Below are 23,640 nucleotides of genomic sequence, written 5' to 3'. Positions count from 1 at the left end.
TACCGAAGGTGCTTCCATCGTTGCGGGTGCGAGGGGGATTGACCACGCGGATATCGGGGCTCAGGCTAAGCCACACTTATGGTGACCCAACGCCAGCTGCCATCGCTTGTCGCCATCCGCGCCTTCGAGGCGGCGGCGCGGCTGGGCAGTTTCGCCCGCGCGGCCGAAGAGCTCGATACCAGCGCAGCATCGGTGAGCTATCACGTGCGCCGGCTGGAGGCGCAGACCGGCACCTGCCTGTTCCTGCGCCATGCACAGCATGTGGAATTGACCGCCGCCGGTGCGAGCGTCGCAGTGGAGGCCACCCGGGCCTTCGACGCGCTGCGCGCCAGTTTCATGCGTGCCGCTGACATGGATGCAGCACGACTGCGCCTGTCCGTGCTGCCGACGCTGGGCACCAGCTGGTTGACGCCGCGCCTGGGCAGTTTCCGCGCGCGCCATCGAAGCATTGTGCTGGAACTGGACCTGTCGGCAGAGCCGCAGGACCTGTCCGCCGGGCGTTTCGATGCCGCCATCCGCAACGGGCAGGGTGCGTGGCCCGGGCTGCAGGCCACGCCCCTGTTCCCCAGCATCTTCACCCCGCTGTGCGCACCGGCGCTGCTGCCGGCGGCGGCCGGGCTCGGTCGCCGGGCGCTGGACGTTCCGCTGCTCGGCCGGCGCGACTGGTGGGCCCTGTGGTTCTCCGCACAGGGCGCAGTTCCGCCGCCGGCGGAGGAGAGCTTCGTCAGTCCCTTTGCGGTGGAGCATCTGGATATCGGCGCCGCCATCGCTGGTCAGGGCATCGCCATCGGCTCGCCGATCCTGTTCCAGGCCGAGCTCGACAGCGGCCGGCTGGTGCAGGCACATCCGGGTGTGGCCGGCGACGGGCGCAGCTTCTGGTTCGTGGCGCCCACTGCACGGAGCGGCAGCGCCAAGGTCACTGCATTCCGTGACTGGCTGGTCGAGCAGGCCGGCGAAGCGCGGCATGCAGCACGCCATCAACTGGCCCGCGCCGGGCTGCCATGAACCAGAGCCCCGAACTGCTGCGGCGCCTGCTGCGCGCCAAGGACCGGATCGACCACGCCAGTCACGAGGACTGGCCAGTGGCCCGCCTGGCCGAGGTCAGTGCCGTATCTGCCGCGCATTTCGCGCGCTCGTTCAAGCAGGCCTTCGGCCTGCCACCGCATCGTTACCTGCTCAGCCGCCGCATCGAACGGGCCGTGGCGATGTTGCGTGACACCGATCTTCCGGTCACCGAGATCGCCGCGCAGACCGGCTGGAGCAGCCTGGGTACCTTTGGCCGCATCTTCCGCGACATCACCGGTGACAGCCCGGGCAATGTGCGCGAGCGCGAGCGCACAGGCCAGGCGAGGTCCACCAGCGTGCCGGAATGCCATGCACGTGCCGCCCAGCGCCCGGACCTGAAGACCGCAGTTTTGGAGAAGCGCCGTCGCCAAGCGGTTGCTAACGTGGACCCCACCTGAGGGAGGTCCCATGACAAACACGGTGAACACGGTCGGCCTGTATGTACGCGACCAGGATGAGGCGCTCGCGTTCTACGTCGGCACGCTCGGCTTCGAAGTGCATACCGACGTGCGCAATGGCAGCTACCGTTGGCTGACGGTGCGCAGCCCCGGCCAGGATGGATTCCAGCTGGGGCTGTTCGTGCCCGGTCCACCTGCCCACGACGCGGCCACTGCACAGGCGCTGCAGCAGCTGGTCGCCAAGGGGGCGATGCCGCCGCTGGTGCTCGCAGTGGAGGACTGCCGCGCGCGCTACGCGGAATGGCAGGCAAAGGGCGTCGAGTTCACCCAGGAACCGGTTGAACGCTACGGCGCCATCGATGCTGGGTTCCGCGACCCGTCCGGCAACGGCTGGAAGATGATCGAAGCCCGCTCCGAAGCGAGGCGCCGTCCATGAGCCGGGGTCGCTGGGCGCGGCCCGTGCATCGCTGGACCTCGATCGTCTTCACCCTGGCGGTGATCGCCAACTTCGCCGTGCGTGGGCTGGGGCACGGCGAGCCTGCAGCGTGGATCACCTATTCGCCGCTGCCGCCGTTGTTCCTGCAGCTGTTCACTGGCCTGTACCTGTTCGCGCTGCATTACGCCGGGAAACGCCGCAGCGCCGCACTGGGCGCTGCGGGCTGAGGCCGCCTCAGGCGGCGACGTCGGCGGCGTAGGCCGCAAGCAATGCCGGCAGCTGCTCCATGCGCTGGAAGATCACTTTCGCGCCCGCAGCGCGCAGGGCCTCGGGCGTACTGTGGTGCGGGCCGCCTTCGCTGAAGCCGAACACGGTGGCGCCAGCGGCAACGCCGGCAGTGGCGCCGGTAACGGTGTCCTCGATGACCGCACAGCGCGCCGGGTCCACACCCAGCGCGGCGGCCGCGGCCAGGTACACGTCCGGGTGCGGCTTGGTGCGTGGCATGTCCTGGCCGCTGAACACGTTGTTGCCGAAGGCATCCAGCATGCCGACCTTGCCCAGCTGCAGTTTGACCTTGAACAGGTCGGCGCCGGAGGCGCAGGCAATGCGGCCACCGGTAGCCGCAGCAATCGCACGCACGGCCTCGGGCGCCCCCTGGATCGGCTCCAGATCCCGTTCCAGCGCCCGGTTGCGCTGCTGGCGGAACTCCTCCAGCCATTCCTCGGTGAACGGCTTGCCGGTGCGCTCTGCGATCAGCCCGGCCAGATGGGCCACGGACTGGCCGAGGAAGACTTCACCCGCCTGCGCCGGGGTCAGCGCCCAGCCGCGAGCGGTCAGCATTTCCGAAAGGACCCGGGCCACCAGTGGCTCGGAATCGACCAGTACGCCGTCACAGTCGAACAGCACGGCATCGAAGGGGAAACGGGACATCTACTACTCCGGAACAGCCAAAAGGGCGACGTACGCGTCATTTTCCCACAGCAGGGCGGGCAGGGCACGCTGGCCACAGGAACGCTAGACTGCCGGGGACACCCCGCCCAGTGCCTGTACGGGAATACGACTTGAACCGATTGCGATCATTCTTCGGTGCTTACCCCATCCAGTTCGCGATCGCCGCCAAGCTCTACGTGCTCTGCCTGGACCTGCCCGTAGCCCTCCGCTTGATCGCATTCGGGTATCGCCTGGGGCCGCCGGAGGCCTCACGTGAAATCGGCAACGCGGTGGCTGAGCTCGGTTTCCGCCTGAGTCTGTTTGCCGGGGCGGCGGTACTGGTGTCGATGCTGCTGTTCGGGCGCCGCGGCGCGCTGCGGATCCGCCGCCCGGTGATCGCTTCGATCGCCTTTTTCGGGTTGCTCGTCGCGCTGGATCGCGCCATGCGCATTCCGATGGCGCAGTTGCCGTTTCCAGTCTACAGCGTCGCAGCCATCAGTCTGGTTCCGCTTGCGCATGCACTGGTCCTCACGCTGCTGGCCATGGTGCCGGCGCAGCTGATGCAGCGGCACATCCGTGTCGAGGGCGTGCACCATCACCTCATCAGTGCCAGCATCGCCGGCGCGGTGACGCTGGTGGCCGGTAGCTGCCTGCTTCCCATCCTGGCGTTGCACTTGCCTGCGGCAATCTCGCCTGGCGAGTTCATCATGCCGGTTTTCGATGGGCCCGCGCAGTTGCAGATTGCCAGCCTGATCCTGCTGGTGTGCTGCGCACTGGCCACGTTTGCCGGCCTTTGGGCCAGCGAGCTGTCACCGCGACCCGAATCGATGGCGCGCACGATGGTGGTGTCGCTGGTCCTGCCTGCTACCTCCCTGCTGATCAGCCTGGCCGGCGTGGCGTACCTGCTGCGAATGCTGTCCGCTGGGGTACCGACGATCGGGCGCGGGCTTGCCTTGGCCGTGCTCATCGGCGCCGTACTGCAGTTCCTGTTCGCCAGAGTGCTGGCGTCACGATGGCTGCGCGTACAGGCATCGTGACGTTCCTCTACCCGCCGATCAGCCCAGGTCACACCCGGCCGGCTGCGGCCAGGTGGTGGCCGGCAGCATGTTCTTCAGCGAGGCCGGTGCGTTGATCGCCACGTAGCTGGCGCCCAGCAGTTCCTCCAGATCGGCGATCGTCACCAGGTAGTTGTCCAGGCTGCCCAGGTTGGCCTCGTTGGGGATGATCCAGCTGATCGCCTTGGCGGTGCCGGTGTTCGGGTCGCGGGTGATGATCGTTTTCCAGAAGAACTCCGGCGTCGGGATGCCGTGGCTGGCCAGGAAATAGTCGTTGGCAGCATCGCCGTACACCACGCCACCGTAGACGTCCACCGGCGCGATGTCGCGGTAGCACTCGGCCACGTTCTCGGCCTTCACCCAGATGCCTTGGTTGAAGCTGGACACCTGGGGCACGATGTTGGTCATGTAGTTGGCGCGGCGGATGTAGGTCGCGTCGTAGTCCATGTGGTTGGACGTGACCAGGTGGCCACGGTCATAACCGGACTTGATGCTGGCATAGGACGCGGTGCTGGTCTGGCCCAGGCAGCCGGCCGGCAGGTCCGGGTCCTTGTAGAAGCTGGACGGCCGTGCGGCGGAGCCGGTATCGGCCGTGAGCGTGTACTCGTAGCGGGTGGCGCTGTGGATGCTGCAGTCATAGGTGAGCACGAAGCCACCCTTGTTGAGGGTGACCACCTGGGCCTGGGCAGCGCCGGCGACGGCGCTGAGGACGAACGCGAGGAAGAAGCTTGCAAGGCGCATTGCGGTTCTCCAGCAGAAGATTCAGGACGCAGCCACCCGTCACGCCCTGGCCGTGGCAAGGTCATGCGGAGATGCTGCGGAGACGGGTGCTGCGGATTGCGGTGGGACCTGACCGCGCTGTTGGGCCATCAGCCCTGCGGTGTCGTAAGCGTCACAAGCTGTCGTCTTTCGGTCAACGACGAAAAGACGAAGCTGTGACCGCCCGCAAGCACTGGAGAGGTGTCAGATCACGCGGCCGGTGGCTGACATGCGCGCATGCTAGGCGTCGTAGCACAGCGTGTACGCGACTCGATACCATGCGAGGCACTGGGGAAAGCCGTGGCATCGAGCGTGGGGAACAATGAGCAATGAGATCTTTGCAGGGGCCGCTGTTGCCGCCCTCATCGGAATGGCAATCGTGGCTGCGCTGCGTCGACAGAAGCGTCCGCCACATCGCAGTTTCAAGTGTGGGCGATGCGGCAGCGCGGCACTGCACGACGCACGTACCATCGGCGCCTGGCGGGACGGGAAGCAGCGGTTCTACTGCAGCACCTGTCATGCAGGCTGGTTGCGATCACGCCCGCAGGTCGCCACATCGCGTCGTAGGGAATCCGGGTGCTTGGGCGCCGTCGGCATGGTTGTGTTGATGCCGCTGGCGGGCCTTCTGGTATGGGTGATCCAGCGCGCCTGAATCTGATTTCGTATCGTCCCCTTTGGGATGCCGGGTCCCAAGGCGCCATGCTGCGTCGCAAGGTGCCAGCCACCATTCGCACTGGTACGGTCCGATCCGTTGCACCACCACCGACGGGGAGAGACGACGATGCGCAAGGTATTGCTGCTGTCGATCCTGCTGACCGGGCTGGCGCCCACGGCCCTTGCGGCCACGGTCAAGACCACCCATCGCACCCTCCCGGGCTGGGATGGCACGCCCCTCGGGGCCTTCGTCATCGAACCCCAGGACGGCGGCGTTGGGCGCTATCCGCTGCTGGTGATGCCCAGCAGCTGGGCTGTCCCCAGCGTGGAGTACGTGGGGGTGGCGCAGTCGCTGGCGCAGCGCGGCTATGTGGTCATCAGCTACAGCTCGCGCGGCTTCTGGGAGTCGGGCGGCAGCATCGACATCGCCGGGCCCGCCACGGTGGAGGATGTCAGCGCCCTGATCGACTGGGCGCTGGCCAACACCCGGGCCGATCCGGCAAGGATCGGCGTCTCGGGCATCTCCTACGGCGCCGGTACCAGCCTGCTGGCCGCAGCGCGCGACCCGCGCATCAAGGCGGTTGCGGCGCTGAGCGGCTGGGCTGACCTGCAGGCGTCGCTGTACAGCAACGACACCCCCAGCGCGCAGGGCATCGCCCTGTTGGTGGCCGCAGGGCTGGCCACTGGCCGCCCCGGGGCGGAACTGGCCACCATCAACCGCAATGTGCTGGTCGGCAACTATCAGGGGGCGGTGGAGTCATTGCTGCCGGTGGCGGCGCAGCGCAGTCCCGCAGCCAGCCTGGATGAGATCAACGCCCACCGGCCTGCGGTGTTCCTGGCCAACGCCTTCAACGACAGCCTGTTCCCGCCGGGCCAGCTGGTGGACTTCTTCAACGGCCTGAAAGGACCCAAGCAGCTGCAGCTGCGCCATGGCGACCACGCGCTGAACGAGGCCCTTGGCGCGTTCGGCATTCCCAACGAGGTGTATGCGGCCGTGGGCGACTGGTTCGATCACTACCTGAAGGGTGAAGCCAATGGCATCGAGCGCCAGGCGCCGGTGCAGCTGAAGTCGCAGAAGGGCAGCTGGAGCCACTATCCGGACTGGCAGGCGACGCAGACGGGCGCCGTCAGCTACGGGCTGACCGCGCCGAGCGGGCTGCTGCAGCCCACCGGCGGATTGGCGGCGAACGGGGGCGGCACCGGCTGGAGCTACCGCATCGGCAGCGGCCTGCTGACGGCCGCCAACTCCGGCGTGGTGATGGCATCGGGCGCGCTGCAGATGATCAACCTGCCGCCAGGCGCCTATGTGCCCTTCGTCGGCCGCAACGCCGCCGGTGTCTGGCAGGGGCCGGTGTACTGGAGTGCACGCCGTCTGGATGGCGCGCCGGAAGTACGGATGACGGTCACGCCAAGCCGCGCCGACACCACGCTGTATGCCTATCTCTATGCCGAGGACGTGCTGGGCAATGGCCAGCTGATCAGCCACAAGCCGTACACCCTGCGGGGTGCCACGCCGGGCCAGCCCAGGACCATCGACCTGCGATTGGAAGCCAGCAGCTGGAACATTCCGGCCGGCAGCCGGCTGACCCTGGTGGTGGATACCGTGGACCTGCGCTATGCGGGCATCAGCCAGCTGGGCGGTACGCTGACTTTCAGCTCCCCGGCCAACGCGCCGTCGGTGCTGAAGGTACCCTTGCATTGAAGCAGGGCGCGCCCGCTGGGGCGGGCGCGTTCCTTTGGGCTGGAAGACTGCGCCACTGGTGTTGCTTCCGGGCAAGGAGTGATGTTCCGGATTGCCGCCATGAAGGCGACATGAGGGACACGGCAGCGCTGGAGGCGTGGCTCTCCGGACAGTGATCAGGTCCTGCTGGACTGCGGGCGCCGCTGTGCGGGTGCATTAAACCTTTCTGCCGGCAGCGGCATCCAACCCGCCATGAGCACGGCATCCGCTGCGGCTCCACTGGAGGAAGGACCCCTTCGATGCGCCTGCTGCCACGTACTGCGTTCCAATGCACGATGCTGATCCTGCTGGTGGCTCCCGCGGCGGGTGCTGCGGTTACCGACATTCCCTTCGAGCAGGGCAAGGATCACCGGATCTATGTGGAGGGCACGATCAACGGCTCGCGACCGCTGCGCTTTCTCGTCGATACCGGCGCCTCGGCCGTGGCCGTGGCCCGGCGCATCCAGCAGGACGCGAGACTGGTCATTGACGACCGGAGCGAGAACACCGGCTCCGACGGAGTCACGTTCCTCGACTACAGCACGCACAACGTCGTCCAGGTCGGTCCGGTGCGGAGGCCAATGGGGGCCGTAGTGGTCGACTACCAGGGTCGGCCCTTCGATGCGGTCCTGGGCTGGACGTTCTTCCAGGGCAAGGTGCTGGAGATCGACTACGACCGCAGCCTGCTGCGCGTGCACGACGCGCTTCCCGATCTCACCGGGCATACCCAGGCCCACGTGCGCTGGATCGACAATACCCCGGCCGTCCAGGTCACGCTCGGCAATGGCAGCGATGTCTTTGCTCCTTGGCTCGCGCTGGACACTGGCAGCAATGGCAGCATCGACCTGACCTACGCATTCGGCGCCCGCCATCATCTGCAGCAGGCATTTCCGGAGCGGTTGGGCACATCACAGTTCAGCGGCAGCGCCGGGCGGAAGATCCGTGCGGTGGATGTCAGGGTACCCGTGGTCGCCATTTCGGCCCTGCCGCTGAACGGGGCGAAGGCGTCGATCACGATCGACGACGACGGTTCCAGTGGCGATGGGACGCTCGGCAGCGAAATCCTGCAGCAGTTCAACATCATGCTGGACACCCGTTCCGGTGCCATCTATCTGCGGCCGAATCGGCGCTCGGCCACCCGTCGGCCGGAATGAGCGAGCGCGTTGTGCGATCAGCGCCGGACATCTGCGCCTGCATTGTCCAGCAGCGCCAGCACCTGCGCCTCAGCGACCGGGTTGAAGTCGCCGGGGATGGAGTGCTTCAAGGCGCCTGACGCCAGTCCGAACGCCACCGTGCTTTCCGCGTCGAATCCGGACAGCAATCCGTGCAGGATGCCGGCAGCGAACGCGTCGCCGCCGCCGATCCGGTCGACGATGCCAGGCAGGGGGCGCGGTGGTGCCTGCGCCCGCGTCCCGTCGCGTCCCAACAGAAGCGCGCCCAGGCGGTGATGGTCGGCACTCACCACGTCGCGCTGGGTGCAGGCCAGCCACTGCAGGTGCGGGAAGGCGGCAAACGCGGCGGCCGCAGCCGCTACGGTTCGGGCGACCGCATCGTCCTGCGCAAAGTGCAGCCCCAACACCCGTTCAATATCCCGGTGATCGGCAAAGACGATGTCCGCCCCGGCGAAGAGCTCGCGCAGGATCGCCGCGGCGTCGCCGTCCCAGCGTCGCCACAGCGAGGGACGGTAATTGCCGTCGAACGATACCCGGACACCGGCCGCGCGAGCCGCATGCACGGCACCCAGCACCGACTCGGCCACGTTGGCGCCCAGCGCCGGGCTCACGCCCGAGACATGCAGCAGGTGCGCGCCGGACAGCAGAGCAGGCCACGGATGATCCTTGGCGCTGCTGTTTTCGAATGCGGACCCGGCCCGGTCGTACACCACTTCACTGGCCCGCTGCACCGCGCCGGTTGCCAGGAAGTACAGGCCCATGCGTTCATTCTCCACTTCACGCACGCCGGCCACGCCCACGCCATGTCGCCGCAACTCGGCCACGGCGTGCCAGCCCAGCGCGTTGGCAGGTACCGTGCTGACCATCTGCACCTCGTGGCCAAGGTGGGCCAGCGAGACCGCGACGTTGGCCTCGGCGCCCCCCACATGCACCTGCAGCTGCGGCGTCTGCAGCAGCAGTTCACGACCGGGCGCGCCCAGGCGCAGCAGCAACTCACCGAAACAAACGACGCGGCTCATCGGTTCTCTCTCACTCGGGGGTGGTGCAGCCCAGCATGCGCAGATCGATGGCATCGGCCATGCGCCGGTAGCCTTCGTCGTTGGGATGCAGATGGTCGCGGGTGATGTCGCTGGGCAACGATTCCGCGGCCTTCGGGTCACGCAGGGCGGCATCGAAATCGACGATGCCATCGAAGCCGCTGTTGCCGGCGCGTGCCCACTGGTTGATCGTGATGCGGGTCGCCGCCGAGACGGGCTCGTAGCGCTCGGAACCGCCGAACGGGGTCAGTGTGCCCAGCCAGGCGCGGATGCCGTGCGCATGCAGTCGCGTCGCAACCTGCTGATAGCCCTGCATCATGTCCGCCGCGTTGCGTCCGGGTACTGGCTGGGCGCCGCCACCGTGGCGGATGTCATTGATGCCTTCCAGCAGGATCACCTGATCGGCGTCGGCCACTGCAATCACATCGCGATCCAGGCGGGACAGCGCGCTGTGGCTGCGGCCAGGGTCGAGCAGCTTGTTGCCGCTGATGCCCTGATTGAGCACGACAAAGCGATCAGGACATGCCTGCTGCAGGCGCTGCGCCAACCGTTCCGGCCACTGGTTGAAGGTGCCGCGTCGCGCAGTGGCGCCTTCCGTGATCGAGTCGCCGAGCGCCACGATCACCTGCGGGCGTTCGGCGCGTTGCACCATGACGGCCGAGAACACGTTCTGCTGGTAGCTCAGCCGTACGCTGTCGGCGACGGTCGCCTGCCTGCCGTCCACGACCCGCAGTTCGGTGCGGCGCACCGAGGGACGCGTAGGCTGCGGGAAATAGGCACTCACGCTGATCTCCTGCAGCGCCGTCACCGGCATCCGCACCGGGTCGCTCAGCAGCGCGGCACCCACCGGCACTTCAATGGCTGCGCGGCCATCAACCGTTACCGGCAGCGGTGCGGCCTTGCCGTTCTTCACTCCCACGCGAAGGTCCTCGACCCGCAAGGGTGCCGTGCCGAGCTCGTTGCTGATGCGCAGCCGCAGCGCATCGCCACGGCTGCCAATGCGCATGTCCTGGCGCACGGTCTGTGCGGCGAACTGTACCGGCGCATCGGACGTTCCGTCCTTGCGGTCGGGCGCGGGCGCTGCCGTCCAGGCAGTGACCCACACGGGTGCGGCCCACACAGCGGGCGCCGTCATGGCGGAGCAGAGCGTCAATGAAAACAGAAGTGTCCAGCGCTGCATGGGCAGGAGTCCGGTCAGGTGTCAGGAGAAGTAGGTGCCGCCGTTGACGTCCAGGTTCGCACCGGTGATGAACGCCGCCGCATCCGAAGCCAGGAACACCGCCGCGTCAGCCGCTTCTTCCGGCATGCCCTGGCGGCGCAGCGGGGTGGCGCCGGCGACGGCGCTGCGCACCTCCGGCTTGGTGAATTCGTCGTGGAAGCGGGTGGCGATCATGCCGCAGCACAGGGCATTGACCCGGATGCCCTTCGGTCCCAGTTCCTTGGCCATGGCGCGGGTAAAGGTCATCACTGCGGCCTTGGCCGTCGCGTAGATCGACGCGCCTGGGCCGCCGCCATCGCGGCCGGCCTGGGAGGCGAAGTTGACGATCGCTGCGCCTTCGCCCATGTGCGGCACCACTGCGTGCGTGGTCAGGTAGGTGGAGGTGAGGTTCAGGTCCATCACGGCGTGGAAGAACGCTGGATCGATCTCGGCCAGCGGACGACGCTGCACCATGCCGCCGGCCACGTTCACCAGCAGGTCGATGCGCGTGCCGAAGGCGGCCTGTGCCGCTGCGACCAGGCCGGCCACGGCTGTGGCATCGGTGACATCGGCGCGGTGCACCATGGCCTGGCCACCTGCCGCGCGGATCTGTGCCAGTGTTTCCTGGGCACTGGCTTCATCATTGGCGTAGTTGATGCAGACGCGTGCACCGGCAGCGGCCAGTTTGAGCGAGATGGCGCGGCCGATATCGCGGCCACCACCGGTGACAATGGCCACCTTGTCCTGGAACGACATGCGGAAAACTCCTTGGTTTGCGGGGGAATGAAGGGGAGACGCAGGCTCAGCCGACGCGGCGGTCGAGCTTGTGGATCGGCCCGGTCCACCACCACAGCGCGGCCAGCGACAGTGGCACCAGTGCGGCGACGAGGATGAAGATCGGGGCGTAGGAATGACGGGTGAGCACCGGCACCAGCCAGGTGGTGATAAGGGTGCCGGCCACTGCGGCCAGGCCGCCCAGGCCGGCGAGGGTGCCCACCGACCGGCCGTCGAACAGGTCACCCGGCAGGGTCTGGATGTTGCCGATGGCCACCTGGAATCCAAACAGCACCGCGGCGATCGCCAGCACCGCAAGCAGCGGCTGGTTGGCCAGCACCGCGCCCAGCAGGGCGGGGGCCATGATCACGCAGCCCAGGGTGATCGCCAGCTTGCGCGCGCGGTCCACGCTGTACCCGGCGCGGATCAGGCGCCCGGACAGCCAGCCACCCCCGAGGCTGCCCAACATCGCGCCTACGAATGGCACCCAGGCGAACAGGCCGATCTGCTTGATGTCGAAACCGAAGGTTTCAGCGAGATAGATCGGCAGCCAGGACACGAACAACCACCAGATGGGGTCCAGCAGGAAGCGGCAGGCCAGCATGCCCCAGCTCTGCCGATGGGCCAGCAGCGCGCGCACGCTGGCCTTGGGCGTTGCCTGCGCCTGCCGCCCGGCCTGGTCTTCCAGGATCAGGCGGCGCTCGGCATCGCTCACCCACGGATGCTTGTCCGGCCCGGCGCGGTAGACCAACAGCCACGGCAACAGCCACAGGAAGCCGATCGCGCCGACCAGCACGAAGGTGCCACGCCAGCCCAGCCACAGGTACAGGCCGGCGATGGCCGGTGCGGAGACGATCGCGCCGATCGACGCGCCGGCATTGAACACGCCCTGCGCCAACGCACGCTCACGCGCCGGGAACCATTCGGCGTTGGCCTTCACCGCGCCCGGCCACGCACCCGCTTCGCTGATGCCGAGCATCGCCCGCACCAGGCTGAAGGACAGCATCGAATGGGTGATCGCGTGCAGGGCGATGGAGATCGACCACACGCTGATCGACAGGGCGAAGCCCAGGCGTGTGCCGATCATGTCGAACAGGCGACCGAACAGGAACTGCCCGGTGGCGTAGAACAGCATGAACACCGTTACCAGCAGGGCATAGTCGTCCTTGGTCGCGCCCACTTCCCTGGCGATTTCCGGCCACATCACGGCCAGGGCATTGCGGTCGATGTAGTTGATGACCGTAGCCACGGCGATCAGGCCCACGATCAGCCAGCGTACTGCTGAACGTACCGGCACCTTGCGCAGGTTGGCCACCGCCGCAGGGCCCTTCATTCGCCGTCCCCCTTGCTGCGGTCCATGCGCGCGTGGCTGCCGCTCCATCGATAGGTGTGGCCGTCGATGGTCACGCTGTGCTCGCCCCGGGCGCTGCTGTCGTCGGCCACGCCGAGGGCGATGCGTGCACCGCTGGCCAGGCGCAGTTCGATCACTTCGGCGTCGCTGCCGCGGCCGCGCACGATCGCCTTGATGCGGCTGTCCGCACCGTGCACGTACTCGGCGGTGCCGTTGTACTCGCCATGGGGTTCCAGCACGCTGAAGAAGGTGACGTCCTTCTGGCCATCCACGCGCTGCAGCAGGGCCGGCTCACGGCGCAGGTTGAACTCCGGATCGTTCGCGCCGCTCTCCACCAGCAGCGCCTGTGCCGGCGCGCTGCTGCCGAAGCGGTAGGTGTAGAAGCGCCCATCCAGCAGCCACGCCAGCGAACGCGGTTCGCTGCCGGGCGCGCTGCGTGCGTCCAGCCACAGGTGCTGGTAGCCGTTGTCCTTGCCCAGCACCGGGCGCTGGGCGGGGAAGTGCGCGGCCTCGAAGCCGGTGGTGACGATGTGGCCGTTGAAGTGTAGCGGCAGGTCGTAGCGTGCGGCCTTTTCGCCGTGGACCTGCAGCAGGTCCAGCACCACCGGCAGGCCCAGGTCGGGGTGGCGCAGCAGCGCCTGGGTGCGGGTGAACGCCACGCCGGGGTAGGCGTCACGCATGCTCGCCGAGGCGACCTGGGTATCGGCATCGGCCTGGAAGAAGCGCACCTGCGGGGCATGCGCCTCGCCGCGCTTCCAGTCGCCCTGGAAGTGGCTCTGCTCGTCCACCACCAGGGTGTTGTGGGCCACCGTCTGCTTGGCCCAGCTGCGGTTCTCGGCCAGGTAGATGCCGCCACGCTTGGCTTCCACGTTGAGGAAGCGGGCGGCGCCGTAGTCGGTCACCACCGGATTGCCGTTGTCGTAGAACAGCCAGTTGAGCTTGTCGAAGTGGCCATGTCCCATGCCCTGCAGGGTGTCCTTCTGCACCAGCGCCTGGCCGCGTTCGCCGTTCATGCGCAGGATCGCCAGGCCGCCACGGTCGCCGTCGGGACCATCGCGCAGCAGCATCGGGTGGTAATCGAAGGGCCTGGCCCTGTTCGCGGCCAGTGCCTGCGCCACCTGCAGGCCCTCGGGCGACAACAGCAGGCGCTTCTGCTGCTGGGCTACCGACAGCAGTCGGTCGTCCCCGGTGCGTGCATAGGCGATGCCGATGCCGGCCACCAGCTCTTCGGTGTCGATGCCCTTGTCCAGGATGGCATCGTTGATCGGGAAGAACAGGCCGCCATAGCTGGACTGCACCAGCGCATCGACAGCCTTCAGCAGTACGCCATCACGGCGCGCGAAGATCTTCCGCTGCGGCTCGTTGCGTTCGATGGCGTTGGCGAACAGCAGGAACGGCGCCAGTGCATAGCGCTGGTAGTACGGACCTTCCTCGTAGTATCCGTCGGGTGAGAACAGCAGGTCGATCTGGCGAAGGAAGCCGAACCGGTCATCCTTCTGGCTCCCGCGCAGGGATTTCTCCACCAGCTCAGGATCGCGCAGTACATAGCCGGTCATGCCGGTAGCCGCCACCGCCCACGTGGCGTGGTTATGGATCTGGTCGTAGTTCTTCGGCTCGCTGGCGAGGAACCCGGCCATCGGCCGGAACACCCTTGATTCGATGGTGTCGCGGTCATCGGCGGACAGCGCGTCACGGATCGCGTCGTAGCCCTGGATGGCGTTGACCAGCCACACCGAATCGTTCAGCACCTGCCAGAAAACGCGTCCGGGGATCTGCCCACGGCCTTCGGGATGCGGGCCCAGCGTCGGGTAGAGCCGGGCATACTGCAGCAGCATGTCGCGCGCGTAGTCCACGTAGGCCCTGTCACCGGTCAGCCGATACAACGTGCCGGCCGCGAGCAGGGCCTGATAATTGCGCTTGTGCTGTTCATGGGTGCGTCCGCCGCCCTTGTCCTTCGGTACCGGCACGTCGATGCCGGCCTTCATCATCTTCTTCAGTGTTGCCTCGGTGCGCGCCTGCTCCTTGGCGAACCACGGGTAACGACTGCCTTCGCTGGCCATCTGCTGCCATTGCGCGGCAGTGACCAGCACCGGCGCGGTGTCGGCCTGCCGCGCAGCGGCAGCGGGCGCTGCCAGCAGCGGCGTGGCCGGCAGCAGGGCGAAGGGGGCCGCCAGGGCCAGGGCAACGAACAGCGGCTGCAACCTCATCGATCAACTCCGGTGCTGACGCGTGACAGGGCAACCTCGCCCACCTTGGGATACCAGTCCACGCCGGTCGCCTCGCGCGCGGTCATCGCCAAGGCAGGATCGGCGCCCACCTGGGGCAGCGCAGGCGTGGCAACCCACAACCCGCTGCCAGCCTGCTGCAGGCTGACGCTGCGGCCTTCCACCCCGGCGGGAAACACGCTGCTGGCCGCCGGTGACTGCACGTTGCCACTGAAGGTGATGCCGGCCAGCGAGCTGGCCGTGTTGGGTGGATTCCTGCTGGCGCGATTGACGATCAGGTTGGCGCTGAAGCGGCTGTTGCTGGCGGCCACCACGATGCCCTTGGCTTCATCATGGCCCACGCCGAAGCTGATCCTGGCCACATCCACGAAGGTATTGCGGCTGATCGTGGCATTCACTACCGGTGCGTAACCGGACAGCGGGGGATCGGCCTGTCCATCCATGACGGCCAGCGCGGAGCGGTTGCTGGATCCGGCCAGGCGTTCGAAATAGTTGTTGCTGACGATCTGGTCGCCGTTGATGATGCGCACGCCCCCGGTGCCGGCCTTGTCATCGCCGAGGAAGACGTTGTCGATCACCCGGTTGCCGTTGCCATGGCGCAGTGTGAGTGCGCCGGCAGAGCGGTAGAACACGTTGCCGCGATAGGTGTTGCCCCCGGATTTGCTGCTGATGATCTCGGTTTCGCCGTCGCAGCCTTCAAACCAGTTGTTCTCCACCGTGCTGTTGGATGCGCTCAGCGAGGTGTCACTGGTGCCGATGCGGAGGGTTTCACCGCCGTTGACGCCCAGCGCAGGGCGTGGGCCGAACCAGTTGTGGTCGATGCGGTGCTGGTTGTCCAGGCCCTGCGTGGCATCGCGCACTACCACCACGGTGGGCCCCGCGTTGGTCTTGCCGCGCAGCTGGCTATGGTCCAGCCGGTTGTGGCTGCCATACAGCGATACCCAGTAGTCCTGGTCGCCGGGGTCCGGGTTGCTGTAGTTGTCGATGACCAGGCCGCTCAACTGGCTGTGGCTGGCCACCGCCTTGCTGGATTCGCGGAACGCCACCACCGCGTCGCCCGGTGTGTAGCCGTTGCGGAACACCAGGTTGGACACCTGCAGGTAGCTGCCGGCCAGGCGCAGGTCCGACTGCCCGCTGAGGATCACCTTGCCCGGGGTCTGCGCGCGCAGCACGATCGGCGCGGCGGCGGTTCCCTGGCCCTTCAGCAGCAGCCGGGTGTCGGTCCAGGTGCCATCGGCCAGCACGATTTCGTCACCCGGCTGTAACGACGCGGCGGCCGTGTCGAACTCCGCAGCGTCATGCACGAGCCAGCTTGCGGCGGTTGCCGGCAAAGTGGTCAGGCAAAATGCCAGGGCTGTGGTCAGGCAAAGAGAGGTCGGGTGGCGCGAAAGGCGTGTACTGCGCATGGTGTCCTTCCAGAGACGGCCGCGCCGTCGTTTCAGGGATGGGGTGCGGACCAGTTTCGGGACCTTTGTAAGCCAGTGGATGCGCAAAGTCATGCTGCGTTAGCACATTAAATCGCCGTTGATTGGTATGAAACAAAGGCATTCGAAAAATAACAGACCAGTTGGTTGACAATTTCATGTCCGCATGCCGAAGCTGCGTCCCACGCCTGCCGTGCAGGCGATCCTTTGGGAGGAGGAACCATGCGGCAACCCGCCGGAGCAGTGCCCAGCATCTCGTTGTCCCCCACGCCCCTGATCGTGGCCCTGCTCGCCGTGCTGGCGGGTACGCCTGCCGCCCTGGCCCAGTCCAGCAGGGATACGGCGGGGCAGGACCCCACCACACTCGACCAGGTGCAGGTCACCGGCATCCGTGAGTCGATGCAGAGTTCGATCAACAAGAAGCGCGACGACACCGTCATCGCCGACGTGCTTTCGGCCGACGACATCGGTGACCTGCCGGCCCCGTCGCTGGCCGACGCCATCGAAACGTTGACCGGCGCCGCATCCACCCGCGATAAGACCGGCGCTTCGGAGATCTCGATCCGCGGCCTTGGCGCATTCCTCAGCAGCACCCATTTCAACGGCCGCGAGATCACCAATGGCAGCGGTGACCGCTCGGTGAACTTCAACATGTTCCCGGCTGAGCTGATCAATACCGTGGCGATCTACAAGACCCAGCGCGCTGACATCATCGAGGGTGGCGTGGCCGGCACCATCGGCCTGGAGACGGTGCGCCCACTGGAGTACGGCAAGCGGGCGGCGCAACTGGACCTGCGCGGCAGCTGGGCCGAGTACGACCACAAATACCGCGACAGGGATGGCATCGGCTACCGCGGCACCGCCAGTTATATCGACCAGTTCGAGTTCGGCAACGGGCAGAAGCTGGGCGTCTCGCTGGGCGTCCAGCGACTGGATGGCACCGACCCGGAAGAGAGCATCACCAGCGGCTCGACCTGGTATGCCTGTGATGGCACGCAGAACGTGGCCAATGCCAACTGCAATGAAGTCTCCGCGCAGGCCATTGCCAACGGCGCACCGTACTACCTGGTGCCAAGCAGCCGCATCTACCGCATGAAGCAGGAGCGCAACGATCGGCAGAGCGAATTCGCCGCACTGCAGTGGCGGCCCAATGACACGGTCGAGTTGAACCTCGACTTCGAACATACCGAGCGCAACTGGTACGAGAACCGCAGCGACCTGAGCCTGTCCAATGCACGGCGTGGCATCACCCGGCGGGAGGTGGACGAGGATGGCATCGTGCGTCACCTGCATGGCAGCACCTCGATCGACTCGACTTCCAACCGCTACTGGCGCGGCGAGGAATACACCGGTGGCGGCGTGAACCTGATCCTGCGCCCCAGCCCGGCCTGGGAGCTGTCCACCGACCTTTCCTATTCGCACACCCATCGCCTCGACAGCGAACGCATGAGCCGCCTGCGCGCCAACCAGCGCGACGTCAACAATGCCGTGGTGCCGGGCATCAGCAGTGGAGCTACCGGCTATGTGGACTATGACTGGGACTGGCGGGGTGAAGTGCCCAGTGTTGCGCTGGCACCGAGTTTCGACCCCGGCAACTGGGATGCCTACACCGGCGCGGCGCGCGTGACGTCCAGCGCGACGGAGAACGACCACAGGATCAAGGCCGGACGCTTCGATGCCAGCTTCATGCCGGAGGCCGGCTTCTTCACCCGCATCAAGGGCGGCGTGCGCGCCAGCCAGGCCGATTACCGGCTGCGCGACAACACCCTGGTGACCGACTACGACCCGCGCGTGGCGGCCGACAAGGCGAAGATCATCGCTGCAGGCCGGGCCTGCCGCGCGCCCTTCCCGCAGGACGATTTCATGGATGCGGCCAGCGGCAACACGATTTCCTCGTGGGCCTACTTTGATCCCGACTGCCTGTACCAATCGTTCCGTGGCAGCCTGGACAGCGGGCTCGACCCGGGCTTCCAGGACCCGAACAACGTTGATGTCACCGAGAAGACCCGCGCGATATACCTGATGGGGGAGTTCAGCAGCACCCTGTTCGGCCTGCCGGTAACCGGCAATGCTGGCCTGCGCTGGGTCAGGACCGATGTGCGTTCCGAAGGTGTGCGTACCGGTCTGCGGGTCGAGGACAACGGTGACGGGACGATCCGCCTGCAGCCGACCGGCGCCTACAGCACGCAGGTGTTCAAGGCAGGCAACGACAAGCTGCTGCCCAGCCTCAACGCGGCCTTCGAGCTGCGCCCGGACCTGCTGCTGCGGGTGGGTGCTTACCGCGCCATGTCCCGGCCGGACATCGCCGCGCTGGGGGCCGGGCGCACCATCAACGTCAGCAGTGATGCCACCTACGGCAACCTGGCTGACGCGCTGGATGACATCAGCGCCAGCGGCAATCCCGCCGCGCAGCCGCTGATGTCCTGGAATGGCGACCTATCTCTGGAGTGGTACCCCAATCCGGATACGATGCTGGCCGGGGCGGTGTACTGGAAGCAGTTCAACGGCGGCACCGCCACCGCGCTGGTGCCAGAGACCTATACGATCGATGGCCGCAGTGTGACCGTGCCGGTGCGCCAGCAGGTAACCACCGACGAGGACAGTACGCTGACCGGCTTCGAGCTGACGGCCACTCACCGCCTGTCCTACCTGCCGAAGCCGTTCGATGGGCTGGGCTTCAAGATCAGCTACAACTATGCCGATGCCGATTACCAGACCCAGGATTCGCGCCTGGGTGAGCAGTTGGCCAGCGACGGCACGATCATTCCGGCCATCGTGCCACCGGCGGGCCTGAGCGGCTTCTCGCGGCACGTGCTGTCAGGCTCGATCTACTGGGATGTCGGGCGCTTCAACGTCCAGGCCATCGGCAAGTACCGCTCGCGCTATTACCAGGATTTCACCGGCAACGCCGCGCAGCAGAACCGCTATTACGATGACAACACCAGCGTCGATCTGCGCCTGCGCTATCGGGTGAACAAGCAGCTGTCGCTGTCACTGGAACTGATGAACCTGACCAATGAACCACGCGTGGCCTACCAGCCGCTTTATGGGAACTTCCGCGAAGTGGTGAGCTACGGGCGGCGTGCGTATTTCGGTGTACGATACACGTTCTGAACAGGGCGGCGCGGCCAGTGGTCGCGCCGTCGCTCCAACCGGACCGTTGCCGGCCACGGTGGCAGGGCAGGGGCCGGGACGGAATCGCCAAGGGTCAGCCGCATGTCCGCCAACCGTCTTTACCAGACCATCGCCAGCAAGTTGCGCAAGTTGATCGAGGACGGCGAGTTCCCGCCCGGATCGCGGCTGCCGGGCGAGCGTGAGCTGGCCGAGCGCTTCGGGGTCAGCCGGGTCACCGTCCGCGAGGCTGAAATCGCACTGGAGGCCCAGGGCTGGATTGCGATCCGCATCGGGTCGGGCGTGCATGTCAAGCCGCGGCCGGCGCAGGTGCCGGGCGGGCTGCCGGATGTCAGCGCCTTCGACCTCACCGCGGCCCGCGCGGTGTTCGAAGCCGAAGCGGCGGCGCTGGCCGCCAGCAATCTGGATGACGACGGCATCGCCGAGCTGCAGGTGCTGGCCGAAGCGTTGTGCCGGCGCGACCTGAGCGATGAAGAGGCCGGCGAGTATGACCGCCGCTTCCACCTGACCATCGCGCGGCTTTCCGGCAACCCGGTCGTGGAGTACTTCGTGCAGCAGATCTGGCGCATGCGCAGTGAACTGCCACGGGTGACCGAGGTCTATGCACGGGTCTGCCATGATGATGGTGCCAGCCGTGCCGACGAGCACATGGCGATCTTCGATGCGCTGCGCGCGCGTGATCCGGTGGCCGCACGCAATGCGATGCGGCATCACTTCCAGCGCCTGTTCGAAGCCATGCTGCAGGCCACCGAAAGCCAGGCGCTGGAAGAGATCCGCCGCCGCACGCAGCAGGACCGCGAGCGGTTCATGGCCACGACGCGGATCTGATCGACGAAGCGGCGCTCGATCGAGCGGTCGCGCGAACCGAGCCGAGTGGCTCGAAGCGGTGATCGGCCGTGACGTGTCACGGTAATGATTCCTGCCCCCGCCAACGTGGCGTGCGGCCGCACGGGGCTGCTGTTTCTCTGTCGAACGCTTCGCGATCGCAGATCCGGAACCGTTCGCAATCTCATTCCCTGCGACGGCCGCTCGTATCCTTCCGGCCATGCAGCCCTCCTTCGATCATCACGATCTGCCAGCAGTCACCGCGCCCTCCGGCTGGGTGCAACGCGGTGAACGCTGCGAGCTGTGGTGGAACGGCCGCTCCGTGGCCTGCATCGTCCCGCACGCGGTGTCCGGCTTCCGGGTGCGCCTGGATGCGCGCGGTGCGTCGCAGCCCAAGGTCGTCCAGGCCGCCAACGTGCGGCAGGCCAGGCGCTACGCCGAGCGCTGGTGCGCGGCTCGGCTTTGGCCGCAGTTGCGGCTGCGCGACGCGGTCGCCCGCCTGGTGGACGTAGCGCCCGGCGCAGGCGCTGCACTGCAGCCTGCGCTTACGCGCGAGCAGCGCCAGCAGGCGCGGCGCCTGGCCGAGGCCGGGGCAGCGGAGATGGCACGGATCAAGCAAGCGCTGGCGCCGCGGCGGCCTGCGGCGCTGGCCAGGCCCGACGTGCAGGCGCGCGGCCAGAACGGATGGGGTCCCGGCACGGCGCCCGCTGCTCCCCCGCGAGCTATGCCGATAGTTCCTCGCGCACGATCCTCGCCCCTTCGCTGAGCGCACGCAGCTTGCCCCTGGCCACGTCGCGTGCCAGCGGCGCCATGCCGCAGTTGGTGCTGGGGTACAGCTTGTCGGCGTCGACGAACTGCAGTGCCTTGCGCAGGGTGCTGGCCACCTCGTCGGCCGTCTCGACCGTGCTGGAGGCCACGTCGATGGCGCCGACCATCACCTTCTTGCCGCGCACCAGCTCGATCAGGTCGATCGGCACGTGCGAGTTGTGGCATTCCAGCGAAATGATGTCGAGGCTGGAGGTCTGCAGTTTCGGGAACGATTCCTCGTACTGGCGCCATTCCGATCCCAGCGTCTGCTTCCAGTCGGTGTTGGCCTTGATGCCGTAGCCGTAGCAGATGTGCACGGCTGTCTCGCACTTCAGCCCCTCGACTGCGCGCTCCAGCGCGGCCACGCCCCAGTCGTTCACTTCGTCGAAGAACACGTTGAAGGCCGGCTCATCGAACTGGATGATGTCCACGCCGGCGGCCTCCAGCTCCTTCGCTTCCTCGTTGAGGATCTTCGCGAACTCCCAGGCCAGCTTCTCGCGGCTCCTGTAGTGCGCGTCGTACAGCGTGTCGATCATCGTCATCGGGCCGGGCAGCGCCCACTTGATAGGCTGCGTGGTCTGCCGACGCAGGAATTTTGCATCCTCGACGAATACCGGCCTGGGCCGGCTCACGGCGCCGACCACGGTGGGCACGCTGGCATCGTAGCGGTTGCGGATGCGCACGGTTTCGCGCTTTTCGAAGTCGACGCCGTGCAGATGCTCGATGAAGGTGGTGACGAAGTGCTGCCGGGTCTGCTCACCGTCGCTGACGATGTCGATGCCCGCGTGTTGCTGTTCCTGCAGGGACAGGCGCAGGGCATCCTGCTTGCCTTCAGCCAGGCCCTCGTCCTGCAGCTTCCAGGGCGACCAGAGCTTCTCCGGCTCGGCCAGCCAGGAGGGTTTGGGCAGGCTGCCGGCGGTGGAGGTGGGGAGCATTTTCTTCATCGGTATCGGGTTGTCCTGGGATGCGAATGGGAAATCGATGGATCAGCGGGCAGCCCACTGCTCAAGCACGGCGCGGTAGGGCTTGATGAAGTGTTCCTCGGTGAACCGGCCCTGCTTGACCGCCAGCTGGCTGCGCTCTTCGCGGTCGTAGACGATGCGGGTGGACGAGTAATCCTGGTGCTTCAGGCTGGGCTGGTAGACCTTGCCGGCCACGGAATTGGCGTTGTAGATCTCCGGGCGGTAGATCTTCTGGAACGCTTCCATGGTGCTGATGGTGCCGATCAGTTCCAGGTTCGAGTAATCGCCCAGCAGATCGCCCTGGAAGTAGAACGCCAGCGGCGCGACGCTGCCCGGCGGCATGAAGTAACGCACCTGCAGGCCCATCTTGTCGAAGTAGTGGTCGGTGGCAGAGAACTCGCCCTGCCGGTACTCCACGCCCAGGATGGGGTGATGGTTCTCGGTGCGGTGGTAGGTCCTGCTGCTGGAGACGCTGATGCAGATGACCGGGCCCTTGCTGAAGTTGGCGCGGTAGGCGTCCGATCCCAGGAAGTGCTTGAACAGCTTGCCGTGCAGGTCGCCAAAGCCTTCCGGAAGCCCGAAGGTGGCCTTGCCCTCGTTGCTGGCCGGCAGCACCACGCTGAAATCATAGTCACGCACGTAGGAGGAGAAATTGTTGCCGACGATGCCTTCGGTACGCACGCCGGTCTGCGTGTCGACGAGGGTGGGCTGCAGTACCTCGATCAACGGGAACGGATCGCTGCCGTCAGCGCCGTCGATGTGCATCTCCACCGAGATGATGTCCAGCTCGACCGCGTAACGGTCCGCGTTCGGGTTGTCCCAGTGCGCCAGGTCGTTGAAGCGGTTGTTGATCATGCGGATCGTGTTGCGCAGGTTTTCCCGCCGGGACGCGCCGCGGGCCAGGTTGGCGAAGTTGGTGGTGATGCGCGTGCCCTCGGCCGGCTGGTAGTCCTCGTTGAACGGGATGCGCGTGATGCTGAAGGTGAAGGTGTCGGTCGTCATGGGCGGCGTTCCGGGTCTGCGGGTGGCATCCAGATGCGGAGGGGCGCATCTGGCATTCAAAGGGCTTCGGTGGCCGCGCGGGGGACGGGCGGCGCGGCGCGGTGCGAGAGCGCCAACAACGGCATGGCCCGCTGCACCGCCAGGCGCGCGCGTTGGATCAGTGCTTCGTTGTGCACGCGTCCTTCGGCGAAATCGCGGTCGGTGGCGTAGATGCCCAGCGGCAGGGTGCGGGCCTGGAAGAAACTGAAAAGCGGCCGCAGCTGATGGTCGATCACCAGCGCATGGCGCTCGCTGCCGCCGGTGGCGGCCAGCAGGATGGGGGTGTCGACCAGCGCGTCCTGGTCGATGAAGTCGAAGAAGTGCTTGAACAGACCGGTGTACGAACCGCGGTAGACCGGCGTGGCCACGACCAGCACGTCGGCCTGTTCAACGGCCAGCAGCTGCCGCTCCACGGTCTCGGGCAGCTGCGAACGCCACAGCGCGCCGGCCAGCTGCGGGGCCAGCTGGCCCAGTTCGACCAGCTGCGGACTGCCCGGCACCTGCTCGACGATCAGGTCCAGCAGGTGTTCGCAGAGGGTGGTCGCGCGCGAGGGGCGCTGCAGTCCGCCGGAAACGGCGACGATACGGAGGGGGCGGTGGGGTGAAGGCATGACCCGATGCTAGTCATGCCGTTCCATGACGTAAAATGGTATTACTTCACCAATCCATGAATGA

The 23,640-nt window shown here is 66.8% G+C and carries 22 protein-coding genes; 10 read left to right on the top strand and 12 right to left on the bottom strand.

Annotation, left to right across the window (positions count from 1 at the left end; genetic code table 11):
- Nucleotides 1-78 precede the first annotated feature (78 nt).
- Genes AC5P9I_RS05440 through AC5P9I_RS05425 form a run of 4 tightly spaced genes read left to right on the top strand, consistent with a single transcriptional unit; the run spans nucleotide 79 to nucleotide 2,126 of the window.
- Nucleotides 79-1,005, top strand: a complete 927-nt coding sequence (locus tag AC5P9I_RS05440) for a LysR substrate-binding domain-containing protein (protein WP_049467206.1) — start codon at nucleotides 79-81, stop codon at nucleotides 1,003-1,005.
- A complete protein-coding gene (locus tag AC5P9I_RS05435; protein ID WP_057494840.1) occupies nucleotides 1,002-1,463 on the top strand; it encodes a helix-turn-helix domain-containing protein in 462 nt (153 codons plus the stop codon). The genes AC5P9I_RS05440 and AC5P9I_RS05435 overlap by 4 nt, the downstream gene beginning before the upstream one ends.
- A gap of 10 nt (nucleotides 1,464-1,473) precedes the next feature.
- Nucleotides 1,474-1,899, top strand: coding sequence for a VOC family protein (locus AC5P9I_RS05430; protein WP_049467210.1), 426 nt, complete (start codon nucleotides 1,474-1,476; stop codon nucleotides 1,897-1,899).
- Complete coding sequence (locus tag AC5P9I_RS05425) at nucleotides 1,896-2,126, top strand: hypothetical protein (RefSeq protein ID WP_049467211.1); 231 nt, start codon at nucleotides 1,896-1,898, stop codon at nucleotides 2,124-2,126. The genes AC5P9I_RS05430 and AC5P9I_RS05425 overlap by 4 nt, the downstream gene beginning before the upstream one ends.
- 7 nt (nucleotides 2,127-2,133) lie before the next feature.
- On the opposite strand, the gene AC5P9I_RS05420 is transcribed toward AC5P9I_RS05425, so the two are convergent.
- A complete protein-coding gene (locus AC5P9I_RS05420) occupies nucleotides 2,134-2,829 on the bottom strand; it encodes an HAD family hydrolase (RefSeq protein ID WP_049467213.1) in 696 nt (231 codons plus the stop codon).
- A gap of 131 nt (nucleotides 2,830-2,960) precedes the next feature.
- On the opposite strand from AC5P9I_RS05420, the gene AC5P9I_RS05415 reads away from it, so the two are divergent.
- Nucleotides 2,961-3,866 (top strand): hypothetical protein, encoded by a 906-nt coding sequence (locus AC5P9I_RS05415; protein ID WP_049467215.1) that lies wholly within the window; start codon nucleotides 2,961-2,963, stop codon nucleotides 3,864-3,866.
- Between the two features lie 18 nt (nucleotides 3,867-3,884).
- Here the strand turns inward: AC5P9I_RS05415 and AC5P9I_RS05410 are convergent, their stop codons facing one another.
- The gene (locus tag AC5P9I_RS05410; RefSeq protein WP_049467217.1) at nucleotides 3,885-4,625 is read right to left on the bottom strand and encodes a DNA/RNA non-specific endonuclease; all 741 of its coding nucleotides are present in this window, start codon (nucleotides 4,623-4,625) and stop codon (nucleotides 3,885-3,887) included.
- A 799-nt stretch (nucleotides 4,626-5,424) separates the two neighbouring features.
- On the opposite strand from AC5P9I_RS05410, the gene AC5P9I_RS05405 reads away from it, so the two are divergent.
- On the top strand, nucleotides 5,425-6,999 hold the full coding sequence (locus tag AC5P9I_RS05405) for a S15 peptidase family protein (RefSeq protein WP_495217301.1): 1,575 nt from the start codon (nucleotides 5,425-5,427) through the stop codon (nucleotides 6,997-6,999).
- A 278-nt stretch (nucleotides 7,000-7,277) separates the two neighbouring features.
- Nucleotides 7,278-8,171 carry a retropepsin-like aspartic protease gene (locus AC5P9I_RS05400; RefSeq protein WP_049467220.1) on the top strand — a complete coding sequence of 298 codons (894 nt, stop codon included), beginning with the start codon at nucleotides 7,278-7,280 and terminating at the stop codon, nucleotides 8,169-8,171.
- Between the two features lie 17 nt (nucleotides 8,172-8,188).
- Here AC5P9I_RS05400 and AC5P9I_RS05395 read toward each other — a convergent pair whose 3' ends face one another.
- From AC5P9I_RS05395 to AC5P9I_RS05365, 7 genes are read right to left on the bottom strand one after another with little or no spacing between them, the layout of a single operon-like run.
- A complete protein-coding gene (locus tag AC5P9I_RS05395; RefSeq protein ID WP_049467222.1) occupies nucleotides 8,189-9,208 on the bottom strand; it encodes a sugar kinase in 1,020 nt (339 codons plus the stop codon).
- Between the two features lie 10 nt (nucleotides 9,209-9,218).
- Nucleotides 9,219-10,406 carry a GDSL-type esterase/lipase family protein gene (locus AC5P9I_RS05390; RefSeq protein WP_049467223.1) on the bottom strand — a complete coding sequence of 396 codons (1,188 nt, stop codon included), beginning with the start codon at nucleotides 10,404-10,406 and terminating at the stop codon, nucleotides 9,219-9,221.
- Between the two features lie 21 nt (nucleotides 10,407-10,427).
- Nucleotides 10,428-11,180 carry an SDR family NAD(P)-dependent oxidoreductase gene (locus AC5P9I_RS05385; RefSeq protein WP_088476145.1) on the bottom strand — a complete coding sequence of 251 codons (753 nt, stop codon included), beginning with the start codon at nucleotides 11,178-11,180 and terminating at the stop codon, nucleotides 10,428-10,430.
- 46 nt (nucleotides 11,181-11,226) lie between these two features.
- A complete protein-coding gene (locus AC5P9I_RS05380) occupies nucleotides 11,227-12,531 on the bottom strand; it encodes an MFS transporter (RefSeq protein ID WP_049467227.1) in 1,305 nt (434 codons plus the stop codon).
- Entirely contained in the window at nucleotides 12,528-14,756 is a 2,229-nt protein-coding gene (locus AC5P9I_RS05375) for an oligoalginate lyase (protein WP_049467228.1), read from the bottom strand. Before AC5P9I_RS05375 ends, AC5P9I_RS05380 begins: the two co-directional genes overlap by 4 nt.
- On the bottom strand, nucleotides 14,753-16,078 hold the full coding sequence (locus tag AC5P9I_RS05370; protein ID WP_231353091.1) for a polysaccharide lyase 6 family protein: 1,326 nt from the start codon (nucleotides 16,076-16,078) through the stop codon (nucleotides 14,753-14,755). The genes AC5P9I_RS05375 and AC5P9I_RS05370 overlap by 4 nt, the downstream gene beginning before the upstream one ends.
- The gene (locus AC5P9I_RS05365; protein ID WP_187756625.1) at nucleotides 16,071-16,358 is read right to left on the bottom strand and encodes a hypothetical protein; all 288 of its coding nucleotides are present in this window, start codon (nucleotides 16,356-16,358) and stop codon (nucleotides 16,071-16,073) included. The genes AC5P9I_RS05370 and AC5P9I_RS05365 overlap by 8 nt, the downstream gene beginning before the upstream one ends.
- Before the next feature lie 62 nt (nucleotides 16,359-16,420).
- Here AC5P9I_RS05365 and AC5P9I_RS05360 point away from each other — a divergent pair, with 62 nt between their 5' ends.
- From AC5P9I_RS05360 to AC5P9I_RS05350, 3 genes are all read left to right on the top strand, one after another.
- A complete protein-coding gene (locus AC5P9I_RS05360) occupies nucleotides 16,421-19,312 on the top strand; it encodes a TonB-dependent receptor (RefSeq protein WP_049467233.1) in 2,892 nt (963 codons plus the stop codon).
- Nucleotides 19,313-19,414: 102 nt separating this feature from the next.
- Complete coding sequence (locus AC5P9I_RS05355) at nucleotides 19,415-20,158, top strand: FadR/GntR family transcriptional regulator (protein ID WP_049467235.1); 744 nt, start codon at nucleotides 19,415-19,417, stop codon at nucleotides 20,156-20,158.
- Nucleotides 20,159-20,375: 217 nt separating this feature from the next.
- A complete protein-coding gene (locus AC5P9I_RS05350; RefSeq protein ID WP_223017315.1) occupies nucleotides 20,376-20,921 on the top strand; it encodes a hypothetical protein in 546 nt (181 codons plus the stop codon).
- On the opposite strand, the gene AC5P9I_RS05345 is transcribed toward AC5P9I_RS05350, so the two are convergent.
- The 3 genes from AC5P9I_RS05345 to msuE are packed head-to-tail and all read right to left on the bottom strand — an operon-like array spanning nucleotide 20,878 to nucleotide 23,576.
- Entirely contained in the window at nucleotides 20,878-21,906 is a 1,029-nt protein-coding gene (locus AC5P9I_RS05345; RefSeq protein ID WP_088476144.1) for a methionine synthase, read from the bottom strand. The two genes, AC5P9I_RS05350 and AC5P9I_RS05345, sit on opposite strands and share 44 nt — an antisense overlap.
- Before the next feature lie 42 nt (nucleotides 21,907-21,948).
- Complete coding sequence (locus tag AC5P9I_RS05340; protein ID WP_049467240.1) at nucleotides 21,949-22,926, bottom strand: DUF1852 domain-containing protein; 978 nt, start codon at nucleotides 22,924-22,926, stop codon at nucleotides 21,949-21,951.
- Nucleotides 22,927-22,982: 56 nt separating this feature from the next.
- Nucleotides 22,983-23,576: an FMN reductase gene (gene msuE / locus AC5P9I_RS05335; RefSeq protein ID WP_049467242.1), complete on the bottom strand. Its 594-nt coding sequence runs from the start codon at nucleotides 23,574-23,576 to the stop codon at nucleotides 22,983-22,985.
- Between the last annotated feature and the right edge of the window lie 64 nt (nucleotides 23,577-23,640).

It is taken from the genome of Stenotrophomonas sp. YJH_SMC_29, assembly GCF_059371235.1.
This window is presented reverse-complemented; position numbering and strand designations above follow the sequence as displayed.